Below are 13,768 nucleotides of genomic sequence, written 5' to 3'. Positions count from 1 at the left end.
ACCCGACGTCACTCCACGCTGGAGAGGAACTGCGTCGCGGCCAGCTCCGCGTACAGCGAGTCGGAGGCGACCAGTTCGCCGTGCGTGCCGACGGCCTTGACGGTGCCCGCGTCCATCACCACGATCCGGTCGGCCATCGTGACCGTGGACAGCCGGTGTGCCACGACCAGGACGGTGGTGTGGCGGGCCGCCTCGGCGACCGTGTCCCGCAGCGCCGCCTCGTTGACCGCGTCGAGCTGCGAGGTGGCCTCGTCCAGCAGGAGCAGCCGGGGCCGGCGCAGCAGGGCGCGTGCGATCGCCACCCGTTGGCGCTCCCCGCCGGAAAGCTTGGTGCCCCGGTGCCCGACGAGGGTGTCGAGACCCAGCGGAAGCTGAGCCACCAGCCCGGTCAGCCGGGTCGTCTCCAGAATCTCCCGCAGCCGGTCCTCACCGGCGTCCGGGGCACCGAGCAGCAGGTTGTCGCGCAGCGACCCGGAGAGCACCGGCGCGTCCTGCTCCACGTAGCCGATGGCGGCCCGCAGCCGCGGTATCTCCCAGTCCTGCACATCCGTCCCGTCCACCAGCACCCGGCCTCCGGTGGGGTCGTAGAACCGCTCGATGAGGGAGAAGACGGTGGTCTTGCCCGCTCCCGACGGACCGACGAACGCCGTCATCCCGCGCGGCGGAACGGTGAAGGTGACACCGTGGTGCACCGGTTCCAGGTCCTCGGCATACCTGAAGCGCACGTCCTCGAAGGTCACCGAGGCAGGCTCGGCGCCCGGCCCGGGCAGCGGCGCGGCCGGGAACGCCGGCTCGGCCGGCAGCCGCTCCGCCTCCTGGATGCGCGCGACGGCGGCGGCCCCCACCTGGTACTGGGTGATGGCGGCCACCACCTGCTGGATGGGCGCCATCAGGTAGAACACGTACAGCAGGAACGCCACCAGGGTGCCGATGTCGATCGCCCCGGTCGCGACCCGTGCTCCGCCGAAGCCGAGCACGGTGATGAAGGCGACCTGCATGGAAAGCCCGGCCGTGTTGCCGGCCAGCGCCGACCACAGGGCGGCCCGGACGCTCTGCCGCCACGACTCGTGCGCCGCGGCGTGCACGGCCTGTTCCTCCCGGTGCTCCGCCCCCGAGGCCTTGACCGTCCGCAGTGCGCCCAGCACCCGTTCCAGCGCGGCACCCATCAGTCCGACGGACTCCTGGGCCTGCTTGCTGGCCTTGTTGATGCGCGGCACGATCACCCCGACGACCGTGGCGGCGAGAACGATGACGCCGAGGGTGACGCCCAGCAGCGGCAGGTCGACGATGCCCATCATGAGCAGCGTGGCCAGCAGCGTCAGACCGCCGGTGCCGAACCCGACCAGGGAATCGGTGGTCACCGCCCGCAGCAGCGTGGTGTCCGAGGTGATGCGGGCCATCAGGTCACCGGGCTCGCTGCGGTCCAGCGCGGTGATCCGCAACCGCAGCAGGTAGGAGGCGAGCGCCCGCCGCACGGACAGCACCACGGACTCCGCGGTGCGCTGCAGCACGTACGAACCCAGCGCGCCGAGGACGGCGTTCGTCACGACCAGCACGGACATCAGGATCAGGGCCCCGGTGATCGCCCGGTCCGCGGACAGGTTCTCGATCAGCTGCCGGGCCACCAGCGGCAGGGCGAGTCCGGCGGCGCCGGTGAGCAGCGACAGCACGGCGCCGAGCAGCAGCACCCACCGGTACGGCCGCGCGTACCCGAGCAGCACCCGCCACGCCGCAGGCTCCTCCGGGGTCGCCGGGGTCGCCGGGGCCGCGTCGCCGGGGCCACCGTCCTGCGGTGGCTCGTCCTCCTGGTCCTGCGCCGTGCGCGGTATCGGGGACGTGCCTGTTTCGGTGACCACGGAGCGTTCCGCCTTCCTGTACCGCCGGGTTGCGGTCCCACTCTCCCCCAGGACGCCGCGCCCGTCACCCGGGTTCACCGGCCGCCCCCCGGCGGGCGGACGGTGCCCCGGCCCGGCAAGCGCCCGAACGGCTCCGCCCGCGTGGACTGTCCGTTTCCGGGCCTGCGCTGAGCGGTCATGGATGACGCCTTCCTCGCCGCGACCCGGGACTCCTACGATGTACTGGCGGCCGCGGGTTACGCCGACCGGCTGCCCCTCGACCTGGACAGCAAGCCCCTGGACCGCGCGCTGTACGGCGCGTTCGCCGACCTGGTGAAGGCGGGCGGGAACGGCCCGGTCGCGGACGTGGGCTGCGGGCCCGGGTGGATGACGGCCGAACTGTGCCGTCTCGGGCTGGGCGCCTTCGGCATCGACCTGTCGCCCGGCATGACCGGCCTGGCCCGAAGCCGCTACCCGGACCTGCGGTTCGAGGTGGGGTCCATGCTGGCCCTGGACCTGGCGGACGGCGTGCTCGGCGGGTTGCTCGCCACCTACTCGATCATCCATGTCCCGTGGGAGCGGCGGCCCGAGCTGTTCACCGAGTTTCTCCGGGTGCTCGCGCCCGGAGGGCAGCTGATGCTCGTCTTCCAGGTCGGCGACGAACGGGGGCACCGCACCGAGGCGTTCGGAAAACCCGTCTGCCTCGACTGGTACCGGCAGCGGCCCGGCGAGGTCGCCGAGTTGCTGCGCGACGCCGGGTTCGACGTGTGGGCCGAGATTCTGCGGCAGCCCGGCGCCGGCGAGAAGGTCCCGCAGGGCTACGTCCTGGCCCGAAAGCCGCCCGCCGCGCCGTGAGGTGCGCCGCGCCGGATCAGGGGCACCGGACAAGATCCAGGGCCGGTTGGTGCGGTGGCGCCGCGCCGGTGCGGGGCGGTGGGCGGGTGTGCGGCGAGCAGTTGAAGGCCGTCACCGGGCCGGCCGGCGGCGTCCGCCCGGGAAGCCGGGCTTCCCGGGCGGACGCCGTACCTCAGCGCACGTCGGGCTCGCACATTCCGCGCGGCTGCTCTCCGGCGTGGGGATTCACAGTGGTTCTCCCCCTTTGAGCCGCCGATGGGTGGCGCTGCGTTCTCGGAACTTCCGCAGCTTGGTGACCAGTTCGCGCAAGCGCTCGGGGGGCCACGGCTGCTGTTCCTTCGGCTGCGCGCTCACCGCGTGGCTCCCCGGACGTCGGACGCCGGTCTGCCGGCCGGAACCGGGCCGCCCGGGCGGGCCGGGGGAGCGGTCCGCAGCGACGGGTGGACGATCCCGGCTCGCGCGCGTGCGGGCCGGCCCTCCCCGGCGGCGCTTGCCGCGGGTCCGACTTCGAACGCCGCCTGTTGCCGCGTCGCGGGGCGAGTGGTGAGGGATGTCATGGATGGTGCCTCGTTCCGGTTGTGCTCCGCCGTTCAGCGATTGATCATCACTGAGTACCCATGTGGCTACCTGGGGTAACCAACTGAGGCTTCCAATCCGGGAGCGGCGGAAACCTGTCGTCACCGAAAGGTGAACCCCAGAGGTGGGGCCGCACGGGAACGGGAGCGTTTCCCCGTCGCACACATGACAGCGGTCTCGAACCAGAACTGCCGGTCGTCCCGGAACATCAGCTGCTGCCTCGCGCGTCACCATGGCCGACATCGCTGCAGCGGCCGACGTGGGCAAAGGCACGCTCTTACGGGCCTTCGGTGATCGCGCCGGGCTGCTCCGCGCGCTGTACGAGGCAGGACTCGAACCGATCAGGCAGGCCCGTCGAGTTCGGCCCACCGCCGCTTGGGCCCGCGGCCCCACCGCGGGATCGCCTACCCGCCCTGCTCGATGCCGTCCTGTGCTTCAAACTCGACAACCGGCGGATTGTCTGGACGGAGGAGTCCACCCAGCAGTCAGTTGGGCGCTACCTCCACGCCCGTCCCGCAAGGCCGGGTCACGTTGACGCGGGGTGGGCCAGGTAGCGGGAGGCCCAGGCGGCGAGCAGTTCGGCGACCCAGTCGGCGTCCGCCCGGTCGGTGAGCAGGTGGTCGGAGCCGTCCAGGGAGACGAAGGACTTGGGGTGCCGGGCCGTCACGAAGATCCGGCGGGACTGGTCGATGTCCACCACCTCGTCCTGGGGAGAGTGCATGACGAGGAGCGGGATGCCGAGCTCCTCGATGTGGGCGTGCTGCGGCTGGTCGGCGATGTCGTCCAGGAACTCCCGGCGGATGCGGAACGGGCGCCCGGCCAGCTGGACTTCCGCCTCGCCGGTACTGCGGATCTCCTCCAGGGCCGCGGCCGTCAGGTGCCGTTCGACGTTCGACGGGTCGGCCGGTGCGGCCAGGGTGACGACGGCCCGGGTCTCCGGGACCCGGTGTGCGGCGGCCAGCACGGCCGCACCGCCCAGGGAGTGCCCGACGAGCAGCGTGGGAGCGGCGTACTCGCTGCGCAGGTGGTCGGCGGCCAGGACCAGATCGTCGACGTTGGAACTGAAGTGGGTGTGGGCGAAGTCCCCGCCGGATTCCCCGAGGCCGGTGAAGTCGAAGCGGAGCACGCCGTAGCCGCGTGCGGCCAGCCCGCGGGCGATCCGGGTGGCGGCGACCACGTCCTTGCCGCAGGTGAAGCAGTGGGCGAACAGCGCGTACGCCAGGGGTTCCCCGTCGTCGGGCAGCTCCAGCCGGGCGGCGAGGTGATCGCCGTACGCTCCGGGGAAGGTCAGCTTCCGGCTCTTCGCCGCCATGGTGGCTCCGTCTCTCTCCGAAGGGGTGGTGCCCGGTGTCTCACCGTAGAAGATGTCCGCTGCCGTGTACCTCGGCTTCGGCCTCGAGGGCGTGCAGGCAGGCGCGGCGGGTGGCCTGGTGGACGGCGCGGGCGATGCGTGCTCCCCACACCGATCGCGGCCCGGCGAACGGTTCCACCCGCAGACCGGTCTCCGGTGGGAGCGCGGCGACGCACACGGCGTCGGTGGGGGTGCCGGAGGCATCGATGCCCGCGTCACGGAGCGCCTGGACCTTGGCCTCGGTCGCGGTGGCGACGGCGTTGACCAGCGCCGCGTCCGCGAGCGGAACCGGGACGGACACCAGGATGTTGATGGTGCCCGCGGGAGCCGGGCCGGCCTCCCCCCGGTCCGGTGCGGCGGCCCAGCCACGTACGCCGATTCCGGCGGTCACCAGGGCCTCCACCCCGGAGTCCGCGGCCCAGCAGCTGTCCCGGACGGACGCGGCTGTCATCAGGCCCACGCCGCGTCCGGGTGCTCCGTTGTCCGCGGCCAGCCGGGCCAGGTGCACCGCCGGATCGAGCCGTCGGTAACCCGGCGGCACCTGCGCGTTGAGCACCCACTGACGGGTGCCGATGCCGCCGCCCAGCAGGGCACTGCTGCACATCCGCCGGGGGGTTCCGGGCACCCACAGCAGCAGGGGCCAGGTGCCGCCCTGCTCCTCGCGCGAGCGCGGCGGCAGGTCATGCAGTGCGGAAAGGCCGGAGGTCACCGGAGACATGCCGCACCTTAACCCGGCCGGTGGGGACGGCCGCGTGGGGCCGGTGCACCGCAACATGCGGGGGCTGCTGCCACGCCGGCGCGGGAGTCCGGGCAACCGGCCGCGCACGACCGGCGGGTGCATCCGTCGGCGGGTTCGGTCAGCCCGCCCGGGTGTCCCCGCCCGGGCGGGGCGGCTCCTCGCCGCGGGCCAGCGACTCCCCGAAGGCACGCAGCCGGTCAAGCGCGTCGGCCGACGGTGCCGCGCGGCGGTTGAGGGCGTCCTTGACCTGCCGGTAGGCGGCGGCTTCCAGACCGCACTTGTGGCACTCCTCCAGATGCACCGCGATCCGGCGGACGGTCCTCGGGTCGTCGAGCTCGCCGTCCAGATACCGCTGAAGCAGCACATGCACGCGCAGGCAGTGGATACGGCGCTCCTCCGCCGCGCGCCGGCGCCAGGGCCACGTCATCGCTGGTCACCCCGCCTCGGCGCGAGCCCGGCCGCTGCCAGCCGGGCCTTGATCTTTCTGCGTGCCCGGTGGAGCCGGCTCAGCACCGTGCCCTGCGGGATGCCGAGGACTTCGGCGGCCTCCGCGCAGCTCAGACCGTTCACGTCCACCAGCCGTACCACCTGCTGGTGTTTGTCCGGCAGCGCCGCCAGGGCGGCGTCCACGCTCTCGTCCAGGGCGTCGCCGATCACCAGCGACTCGGGGGAGCCGCCGGGGTCGGGGGCGGCGAGCCGCTCAAGGTCGCGGTCGGGGTCGTCCAGCAGGTGCGGTCGGCGACGGCGGTGCCGGTTGATCTCGGCCCTGCGCATGATGGTGAGCAGCCAGGCCCGCGGGTGCCGTCCGTCGAAGCGGTCCACGGCCCGGTACGCGCGCAGCAGGGTCTCCTGCACCAGGTCCTCGGCATCGGCGGGCTGGGCCGTCAGCGTCATCGCCACTCGCAGCAGGACTTCGGTCTCGGGCAGCACCCAGCGCGCGAACGCGGCTTGCCGCCGGGCTTCCGTGCCCGCTCCGGCCTCCTGCTGCTCCACCGCCGGTCACCCCCTCCGTGCGCCGACGTCAGTATCCCGGTTCTGCAGCGGAGCGGGACCGGCGGGGGCGGATCCGTCACGGGAGGACCCGGAACGCGCCCTGGGCTCCGCGCTCGGCGTCGATCATGCGGTGCGAGACGAACGGGTAGGTCCCGGCCTCGGGGAAGGACAGCTCCACGAAGCCTCCGGAGGCCGCTTCCAGGCCGAGCACTTGCGCACCGCCGTTTCCGGGGTCCTCCGGCCGGAGCCGGTGGGCGCCCTCCAGGTAGAGGGTGTCGAACTGTCCGCCGACCACGTGGAAGGCGCTCGGCCGGTTGGGTCCGGCCGCCAGTACCCAGATGCGCACCCGCTCGCCGGTCCGGGCGGTCAGCGGGTCATGGACGTACTGGTTGGCGTACCCGTTGAACACGACGGCGTCCGGCTGTTCGGCCCGCAGCTTGTCCGCGTCGGTGGTGCCGCCCTGAGGCCCCAGGTAGAGCTCCGACTGGACGAGCAGGTACTCGTGGTCGACGGGCGGCAGGTCCGGCGGGTCGATGACGACCGCTCCGAACATGCCGGAGGCGATGTGCGCGGACATCGGCATCGTGGAGCAGTGGTACATCCACACGCCGCTGTGGGTGGCGGTGAACCGGTAGGTCAGCGTCTCACCGGGCGGGATGGTGCGCATCGGGCGGTCGGGTGCCAGCGAGCCGGCGTGGAAGTCGATCGAGTGGCCGAGGGAGCCGTCGTTGACCAGGGTGATCTCGAAGGTGTCGCCCACCCGCCCGCGCAGCGCCGGACCCGGGGCGGTGCCGCCGAAGGTCCACAGGGTCTGCCGTACTCCGGGGGCGACTTCGTGCGCGGTCTCCTCGACGGTGAGGGTGTGCCGGTGCACCCGGGCTCCGGAGCCTTCGGTCGCGGGCGGCAGCCGGGCGTCCCGGGCGGCGAAGCCGTCGTCCGGGACGGCCATCGGGTCGAAGTCCGCCGCGGCGGAGTCCGCGCCGTCGCGGTCCGCTTGAGCGCCGTCCGGTTCACCGCCGTGGCCCGGCGCCTCACTGCCCTCGTCATGTCCGGTGGCTTCGCCCGTGACGCGCACGTCGAACACCATGCCCATCTGCCGGTGGCCGACGAGTGAGCACCAGCCTTCCAGGTCGCCGTCGATGACGCCCGCCTCCAGGGTCTCCTGCTCGCCCGGGGCCAGCCGGCCGGTGCGGGTGCCGTTGCCGAGCACCAGATCGTGGTGATCGTCACCGGTGTTGTGCAGGTCGACCACGAGCCGGTCCCCGGCGGGCACGTCGACGCTGTCCGGGGTGAACCGCATCCCGTTCACCCGCACGGTGACGGTGGTGGTGGCGCCCGTCGCCACCACCTCGCCCCCGCCGACCGCCCCGGCCGTGGTGGGTGGCCCGGCCACGGGGAGGGAGCCCACGTCGGCGGCGCCGCCCCCGGCGACGGCCAGCACGACGAGCGCCAGCCCGGTGGCCGTGCCGCCGAGGACGCGGTGCCGCTGACCGGCGTCCGGGGGCACGGCAGGCGCCTTCGGGGCCGGGTTCCGGCGCGCTCGCCGGTTGGCGAGGACCGCTCTGACCAGGAGCACCAGGAAGGCCACCAGCATGGCGAGCAGCACGAGCGAGGACGTGACGCGCACCGTGCTGGGGACCGGCAGGAGGCAGAGCAGCAGCGCGGCGTTGGCCGCCGCCAGCCGGGCGGGCCACGCCCGCTCCAGTTCACCGGTGGCCGCCCGGACGGCGGCCGGTCCGCCGCCGAGGACGACGGGCACCAGGAAGCTGAGGGCGCCCAGCAGCACCTGGGCGATCCATCCGGCGGCGAGCGGGGCGGTCAGCGCCGGGGTGCGTTGCGCCACCTCCGCCCAGGAGCCGGCCGTCACCAGCAGTGCGGCCAGCGCGAACAGGGTGCCGGTCAGCCAGGCGGCACCGGCCGCCACCGACCAGGTGGCGAAGGAGTGCGGCGGCCGTGCGCGGGCCTCGCGCACCCAGGGCAGGGCGGCGATGACGAGCCCGGCCGCGTATCCGGCCACGCCCAGGGCCGCCGCCGGTGGCGGCCCCAGGAAGGCGGCGGCCACCGCGACCCCGAGACCGGTGAGGAGGACGGGGAGGGCGCGGCGGGCCGCCCGCTCCGCGCCCTCCGCCACCCGGGTGCGCAGCATGGTCGGCCACAGGGTGATGAGCGTCCCGGTGACGGTGAGTCCGACCCAGCCGAGCAGGTTGACGAGTTCGTGGGCCAGCAGCAGCCGGGCCTCGCCGTCGGCGGAGTGACCGCCCGAGGCCATGATCACGCCCAGCGCGGCGCCGGCCGGCAGCAGCGCTGCGGCGGCGATGTAGTAGCGCACGGTCATGGCGAAGCGGGCGGGCAGCGCCCGGCGGAGCATGCGCACCAGCCACACCGCGTGGGCGAGGGCCGCGCCGGCGACGGCGGCGGCGCCGGCTGCCACGAGTCCCGGTATGCCGGCGGTCATGCCGGCGATCACGCCGATCACCCCGGCGTTGAGGGCGGCCAGGCGCAGCACGGCCGGGGTGCCCCGGTCAGCTTCCGGCAGCCGGAGCACGGAGGCGGTGAAGTGCCCCGACCAGATCACGATGGCGTTGCTGACGGCGCCGAGCAGCAGCAGGTGCACGAGCAGCCAGCGGGCCACCGGCACGAACGGATGGGCCACGGTGCTGACGGCGAACAGCAGAAGCCAGGCCGCCACGAGGGTGTTCACCCCGAGGTGCCAGCGGGTGCGCGGTGAGTGCGTCCGGGGGGCGGACGGCTTCGCGGACGGCTGCGGAGACCGCGGGCCGGACGGGGGCGGGAGCGCGGTCACCGCGGGTCCTTCCGGTGGTGCGGGCGGGCGGGGGCCCCGGTGACCGGAGGTCCGGCCGGACGGTGCGGTGCCTCGTCGGTGCCGGCGGGGCGGGGCGGTTCGGCGGTCCTCGGGGCGCCGCCGATGGCGGCCCCCGGCGCAGGGCTTTCCGGCCGGTGTTTCCGGCGGCCGGCGGTCGCCGCCAGGACGACCGCGGCGAGGGCGAACAGCAGGACGGCGACGATGTTCAGTGCCCCGCCGGCCCGCCAGGCCCACTCGGTCTCCCGCAGGTCCCCGGCCAGGACGCGCAGGGCGAGCGAGGCGTGGAGCAGCCAGGCCGGTCCGGCGAGGACGGGGTGATAGGGCAGGGGACGGCGGAGCACCGCGGGCAGGATGACCGGGGCGTGCGCCATGATCATGGAGAGCACGAAGCCGAGGAAGACGGCGTGCACGACCGCGTCGTACAGGTAGCCCTCGGTGAGCGGCCCGCGGAGGAACCACAGGGCGCCGGCGAGCCCCAGCCAGGAGTATCCGGCCAGCAGGCAGGCCGCCGTGTACCGGGGCAGGCCGGGGGACCTGAGGGTGTGCCGGGCGACGTCGTGCGTGAGGAGCCAGGCGACCAGACCCATCAGGGCGGCGCCCAGCAGCAGGGTCCCCGGGACCGGCCACAGCAGGGCGGCGACCGGGCCGGCGAGCACGGCACCGGCGCACAGCACGTACAGGTGACGGGCAGCGGGCGGCAGGACGACCACCCGGGCGAGCTCCCGGCGTTCGCCCGCGATGGTGAGGACCAGGAAGGCCACCAGCCAGGGGAGCAGCCGGGGGACGTCGAGTCCGCCCAGCCACAGCAGCGCCGCGCCGAGGGCCGCCACCGCGCCGGCCGCCTGGGTGAGCAGCGCCGGACTGGGCTGCCGGTCCCAGAACCGCACGTACAGCGCGAGCAGCAGGGCGCAGCCGGCGAGCAGCGCCAGCTGTCCCGCCCGGAGGTCGACGGGGAGTACGAGGAGAATGCCGCCCGCGCCGAGGAGGAGGGGAGCCAGGTAGCCCCAGCGGCTGCCCAGGGCGACCGCCCGCTCCAGGGCCACGAGGGTGCCGGCGAATCCGAGGACCAGCAGCACGCCGTGCACCTCGGGCAGCCGGTCGGCGCGCACCGGGGTCGGCAGCCCGAGCAGCATCAGACCGGCATTGAGGCCGGCGAGGAGGGCGAAACCGGCAGGAAGCAGCAGGAACAACCGCCGGCCGGCCGCACGCCGTGCCCGGTCCGGTGCGCCCGTCACCGGGACTCCTCGGTGCCGTCGGGGCTCTCCGGGTCCGCGGCGGTGCCGGTGGCGGTCCCGGCCGGCTCCGGTGCGGCGTCGAGCCGGAGCAGGCAGGCGCCGGGCTCGGCGAAGGGGTGCAGGGCGACGCGTTCCGGCTCGCCGCCCAGGGCGGCGAGCCCGGCACGCACCAGGCCCGCGTGCACGGTGCAGATGACGCCCGGGTGTTCGCGGGCGACCTCGATGAAGGGGCAGCGCGGAAGCCGGGCGCCGAGGGCGTCCTCGTCCGTCTCGGGGGCGAACCCGATGTCCCCGAGCAGGTCCATGACCCGGCCGCGGGCCTCCCGCGGGGAGGCCGCCGGCTCCTGCCCGGCGAGCAGGGCACGGCCCCACTCCTCGCCGGCGGCGAGGGCGTCCGCCTGCGGATCGGCGCTGGACCGGGCGATCTGCCGGGCGAGCACGGCCGCCAGCCCGGCGTACTCGCGCGCCGCGGACGCCTCCGGCGGGCGGGCCCGGTAGCGCCAGGCGGGCCGTCCGCGGCCAGAGACCGGGGCGCGGGTGCGTTCCGCCAGACCGGCCTCGACCAGGGCGTCCAGGTGCTCGCGGACCGTGTTCGGGTGCAGTCCGCAGACCTCGGCGAACGCGGTGACCGTGACGGTTCCCGCCTCGCCGCGCAGGTGCTGCAGGACGGTGCGGCGCTGCCGGGACACCGGTGGGTGATCGTCGGAGCCGCCCCCGGGGAGCGGGCCCTTATTTTTCACGGACATGTCCGTAGTATATTGCAGGCACCGGCCCACCGGCCCACCGGACCACCCGGCCCGGCCCGGCCGCACGTCAACCGCTGGGAGATGCCCGCCATGACCACCACCAGCCCACTCGTCATCGCCTCCGACCCCGAGGACGCCGCCGCCGTCGAAGCCGTCGAGGCGCACCACACCCACCTGGCCGGTGAACTGGCCGGACGCGTCTCCCTGCTGCTCGACGCCGCCGGCAACAGCCCCGGCGCCGCCGCGGAGGTCCGCGCCGGGCTGGTCGCCTTCTGCGACCGCGAACTCCTCCCGCACGCCGCCGCCGAGGAGTCCGCGCTCTACCCGGCCGCACACCGCGACCCCGCCGCCCGCCTGCTCGTCGACGGCATGCTCGCGGAGCACCGCCGGATCGGAGCCCTGGTGGACGCGCTGCGCGCCGCTCCCTCCGAGACCCGCGGAGCCGGGGAGGCCCGGGCCCTTCAGGTGCTGTTCGAGGAGCACCTGCTGAAGGAGAACACCCTGGTGCTGCCGCTGCTCGCGGGCTCACCCGAGGTGTCGCTGTCGGGCCTGCTCGCCGGCATGCACGACCTGCTCGGCCATCACGCCCACGAAGCGGAGGGCCTTCAGGAGGGTGCGGAGGCGGCCGGTGGCTGCGGCGGCACCTGCGCCTGCGGCGACGCCGAGGAGGCCGCGGTTCCCGAGCTCGACGTCCGGGAGATCCCGCACGCCCTGCGCCACGCGACGGTGTTCGGCGCGCTGGACGCCGTCCCGGCCGGCCGGGCCATGGTGCTCGTCGCCCCGCACGACCCGCTTCCCCTGCTGGGCCAGCTCGAGGACCGGGCGCCGGGCGCCTTCGCCGTCGAGTACCTCGAACGCGGCCCGGAGGCGTGGCGGCTGCAGCTCACCCACCGCTGACACCTCCCCGGGTGAATTGGCCGGAAGCCGCCGGCCGGTTCACCCGCCCGGCCTCCCCGGTGCGGCTGACCGCTGCACCGGGGAGGCCGGGCGGCACAGCCCCGGTCGGCCCTCGCACAGGGCCCTGATGGTCCCTGTCCCCCGACCGGATGAATGCGGACTCTTGACCGGGTACCGGACCTGCACGGTCGCCGGGCACGCATAGGGTGCCTGGCCGGACCTCGGGGTACCTGTCGGGGACCGTACCCGGCCCTGCCGGCACGCACAGGGCACGGAAACGTCAGCCAGATTCACCGATCACGGGACGGATGCGGACGAGATCATGGACAACAAGCCGGGAGCCGGCACCGCCACGCCCTCGACACCCGCCGACGCCGCAGCGGTGTCCGCGGGACGCCGCGGCCTGATGCTGGCTCTGGCCACCCTCGGGTTCGCCGTGAACTTCTGGGCCTGGGCCCTGCTCAGCCCGCTCGGGCCACGTTTCAAGGACATCCTCGACCTGACCGCCTTCGAGCAGTCCCTGCTCGTCGCGGTACCCGTGGTGGTCGGCTCGCTGGGACGGATCCCGGTCGGGGCACTGACCGACCGGTACGGCGGCCGGGTGATGTTCCCGGTGGTCTCCCTCGTCACCGTCGTCCCGGTGCTGTTCATCGGGCTGGTCGGGCACTCGTCCCTCGCGGCCCTCCTGATCGGCGGGTTCTTCCTCGGCATCGGCGGCACCGCGTTCGCCATCGGAGTGCCGTTCGTGAACGCCTGGTTCCCGCCCGCGCACCGCGGACTGGCGACCGGCATCTTCGGCGTCGGTATGGGCGGCACCGCCATCAGCGCGCTCACGACGGTGAACCTGGTCAACGACCACGGCACCGCCACCCCCTTCGTCCTCACCGCCGTCGTGCTGGCCGTCTACGCGCTGCTCGCCGCCCTGCTGCTGCGGGACGCGCCCGGACGCACCATGCCCTCCGGCTCGCTCGGCCGCCGCCTTGCCACCACCGCCCGGCTGCCCATCACTGTCCAGGCGTCCGCGCTCTACGCCGTCGCCTTCGGTGGCTTCGTCGCCTTCTCCGTCTACCTGCCGGTCTACCTGCAGACGGCGTACGGGCTCGAGCCGGCCGACGCGGCGAACCGGATGGCGGGCTTCGTGCTGCTCGCCGTCCTCATGCGGCCCACCGGCGGATGGCTCTCGGACCGTCTCGGGCCCGTCCGGGTGCTCACCCTCTCCCTCGGCGTCGTCTCGGTCACGGCGCTGATGCAGTCCTTCACCCCGCCGCTGGCGCCGCTGGGCACGATCGCGTTCCTGACCATGGCCGCCGCCCTGGGGGCCGGAAGCGGCGCCACCTTCGGGCTGGTGGCCCTCGCCGCACCCGCCGACAAGGTCGGCTCCGTCACCGGCATCGTGGGCGCGGCCGGCGGACTCGGCGGATTCATCCCGCCACTGATCATGGGGGCCGTCTACGGCCTCACCGACTCCTACGCCATCGGCCTCGTGCTGCTCGCCCTGACAGCCGTCGCCGCCGCGGCACTGGCGGTGACCACAGTGCGCCAGGGGCTGGCCGACCGCACCGCCTGACCGGCCGTCCCGCTGCCCGGGGCGGCGCCGTCCCGCGGCACCCCGGGCGCTCCGGGAACAGCAGCGCCCGGGGAATCACCACCGCCGAAAAAAATAAGGACAACTACCCGCTTTTCTGCCGGACATGCCTGTCAGGGACGGAATTCCGCC

At 74.3% G+C, this 13,768-nt stretch carries 11 protein-coding genes and 1 pseudogene; 4 read left to right on the top strand and 8 right to left on the bottom strand.

The window, feature by feature from the left end; translation table 11 throughout:
- Positions 1-8: 8 nt before the first annotated feature.
- On the bottom strand, positions 9-1,721 hold the full coding sequence (locus PJ985_RS04285; RefSeq protein ID WP_443033418.1) for an ABC transporter ATP-binding protein: 1,713 nt from the start codon (positions 1,719-1,721) through the stop codon (positions 9-11).
- 312 nt (positions 1,722-2,033) lie between these two features.
- On the opposite strand from PJ985_RS04285, the gene PJ985_RS04280 reads away from it, so the two are divergent.
- The gene (locus PJ985_RS04280; RefSeq protein WP_271682170.1) at positions 2,034-2,690 is read left to right on the top strand and encodes a class I SAM-dependent methyltransferase; all 657 of its coding nucleotides are present in this window, start codon (positions 2,034-2,036) and stop codon (positions 2,688-2,690) included.
- Between the two features lie 802 nt (positions 2,691-3,492).
- Positions 3,493-3,724: pseudogene (locus PJ985_RS04275) on the top strand (TetR/AcrR family transcriptional regulator); the annotation flags it as partial.
- Between the two features lie 68 nt (positions 3,725-3,792).
- Here PJ985_RS04275 and PJ985_RS04270 read toward each other — a convergent pair.
- The 7 genes from PJ985_RS04270 to PJ985_RS04240 all read right to left on the bottom strand — a co-directional run bounded on the left by PJ985_RS04270 (position 3,793) and on the right by PJ985_RS04240 (position 11,154).
- Complete coding sequence (locus PJ985_RS04270) at positions 3,793-4,578, bottom strand: alpha/beta hydrolase family protein (RefSeq protein WP_271682169.1); 786 nt, start codon at positions 4,576-4,578, stop codon at positions 3,793-3,795.
- A 40-nt stretch (positions 4,579-4,618) separates the two neighbouring features.
- Positions 4,619-5,335 carry an adenosylcobinamide amidohydrolase gene (locus PJ985_RS04265; RefSeq protein WP_271682168.1) on the bottom strand — a complete coding sequence of 239 codons (717 nt, stop codon included), beginning with the start codon at positions 5,333-5,335 and terminating at the stop codon, positions 4,619-4,621.
- 139 nt (positions 5,336-5,474) lie between these two features.
- Positions 5,475-5,783, bottom strand: a complete 309-nt coding sequence (locus PJ985_RS04260; RefSeq protein WP_271682167.1) for an anti-sigma factor family protein — start codon at positions 5,781-5,783, stop codon at positions 5,475-5,477.
- A complete protein-coding gene (locus tag PJ985_RS04255; RefSeq protein ID WP_271682166.1) occupies positions 5,780-6,349 on the bottom strand; it encodes an RNA polymerase sigma factor in 570 nt (189 codons plus the stop codon). Before PJ985_RS04255 ends, PJ985_RS04260 begins: the two co-directional genes overlap by 4 nt.
- 76 nt (positions 6,350-6,425) lie before the next feature.
- A complete protein-coding gene (locus tag PJ985_RS04250) occupies positions 6,426-9,152 on the bottom strand; it encodes a multicopper oxidase domain-containing protein (protein ID WP_271682165.1) in 2,727 nt (908 codons plus the stop codon).
- Positions 9,149-10,408, bottom strand: coding sequence for a hypothetical protein (locus PJ985_RS04245; protein ID WP_271682164.1), 1,260 nt, complete (start codon positions 10,406-10,408; stop codon positions 9,149-9,151). The genes PJ985_RS04250 and PJ985_RS04245 overlap by 4 nt, the downstream gene beginning before the upstream one ends.
- Complete coding sequence (locus tag PJ985_RS04240; RefSeq protein WP_271682163.1) at positions 10,405-11,154, bottom strand: helix-turn-helix transcriptional regulator; 750 nt, start codon at positions 11,152-11,154, stop codon at positions 10,405-10,407. Before PJ985_RS04240 ends, PJ985_RS04245 begins: the two co-directional genes overlap by 4 nt.
- Positions 11,155-11,244: 90 nt before the next feature.
- On the opposite strand from PJ985_RS04240, the gene PJ985_RS04235 reads away from it, so the two are divergent.
- Positions 11,245-12,051, top strand: coding sequence for a DUF2249 domain-containing protein (locus tag PJ985_RS04235; protein WP_271682162.1), 807 nt, complete (start codon positions 11,245-11,247; stop codon positions 12,049-12,051).
- A 406-nt stretch (positions 12,052-12,457) separates the two neighbouring features.
- A complete protein-coding gene (locus PJ985_RS04230) occupies positions 12,458-13,618 on the top strand; it encodes an MFS transporter (RefSeq protein WP_271682516.1) in 1,161 nt (386 codons plus the stop codon).
- Positions 13,619-13,768 lie beyond the last annotated feature (150 nt).

Source organism: Streptomyces sp. ACA25 (assembly GCF_028200735.1).
GTDB lineage: Bacteria > Actinomycetota > Actinomycetes > Streptomycetales > Streptomycetaceae > Streptomyces.
The sequence above is the reverse complement of the archived record's forward strand: the minus strand, read 5'-3'. Positions and strand labels throughout refer to the sequence as shown.